This is a genomic window from Salipaludibacillus sp. CF4.18 (assembly GCF_051262595.1).
Classification (GTDB): domain Bacteria; phylum Bacillota; class Bacilli; order Bacillales; family Salisediminibacteriaceae; genus Salipaludibacillus; species Salipaludibacillus neizhouensis.
On record NZ_JBIMEV010000134.1, the window covers coordinates 1 to 1,346 of the forward strand.

The following is a 1,346-nucleotide window of genomic DNA, read 5'->3' on the forward strand; positions in this document are numbered from 1 at the left end:
TATGAGAATCATGAACAATACGATCAAGAATCGCATCAGCTACTTGTGCCTGTCCTAGCTTTGAGTGCCAACCTTCTGGTGAAAATTGTGAACAGAAAATAGTCGAGGCTCGTTTTAATCTCGCCTCAATGATTTCCAACACATGAAGTACATGCTCCTCTGAAAGCTCGGTTAATAACCATTCATCAAGTATCAATAGGTCGATCTTCTTATACTTTTGAATGATCTTACGGAAACTACCATCAGCTTCATACTTCGCTACAGTCAATTCATCAAGTAATTCTGGTAACCTGATATACTTTACTTTATAAAGTTGCCGACATGCATGGACCCCAAACGCATTAGATATCCAAGTTTTTCCGTTCCCGGATGCCCCCATTAAAATAATATTATGGTGATTTTGAATGTAGTTTCCTGTTGCTAACTCTAGAATTAATTTCTTATCTAGATTCCGATCGGGATGATACTCTACATCTTCTATAGCTGCAGTTGGCTCATTAAACGTTGCTTGTTTAATTAGTCGTTCGAGTTTATTAGATTTACGACGATCATACTCATAATCTACCAAAAGGTTGAAACGATCATCAAAATCCATGCCTTGATATTCCTTATTCTGCCCTTGTTGCTGATATACTTCTGCCATTGCACCCATTTTCATTTCAGTTAACTTACGTAACGTTTCTTGATTCATCATTATTTATTCCCCCCAAAGTATTTAGCTCCACGTACAAATGCATAGTTATCGCTGTTCGTTTGATCACTATTTGTATTTGCCTTTTGATTTTGTTTTCGCTTCTTACTTCTTTCTAGTACACCCTTTAATACAGAAACCGTAGGGTTTGTTGATATTTCTAGTAATATTTGTGTTGCATTTTCGAGTTCATCTTTCGGGTATTTTGTTGATAGATTTCTTAATGTACTAAGGATATTTAATGCTTTCTTTTCAACATTCATTTCTAAGATATAAGAAACAAATTGCACCATAGAAGTTCCAATCGTTTCTGCCCATTTGCGATTGTTTTCAGGATTATGTTCTAGATATAATCGATGATTATCAGGCATATGATCGATGTTTGTAGAATATTGACCTATCTCACCATTTAGTCTTTTATGGGATGCAATTCGAGCTTCTTTGAAGTAAACTTCAATTAGATCCGTGGTTAGTCGCACATCGACTTGCTCACGGACATAATCATATGGAACGGAATAATACATGCGTTCAACTTGGATGTGGTAGTTCAGTTGAACTTTTGCTGATTTCCATTCCGTAAGTTTGTAACGTGTTTGAGGAAGCTGTTGAAGGTAGGATTTCTCTTCTTCCTCAAACACCTTTTTACGAGAACCAG

At 36.3% G+C, this 1,346-nt stretch carries 2 protein-coding genes; both read right to left on the reverse strand.

Features of this window, described 5'->3' with window-relative positions; translation table 11 throughout:
* A partial coding sequence (locus ACHABW_RS25755; RefSeq protein WP_435759880.1) for an ATP-binding protein occupies positions 1-694 on the reverse strand: 694 nt, incomplete at its 3' end.
* A partial coding sequence (locus ACHABW_RS25760; protein WP_435759882.1) for a Mu transposase domain-containing protein occupies positions 694-1,346 on the reverse strand: 653 nt, incomplete at its 5' end. The genes ACHABW_RS25755 and ACHABW_RS25760, both read right to left, overlap by 1 nt.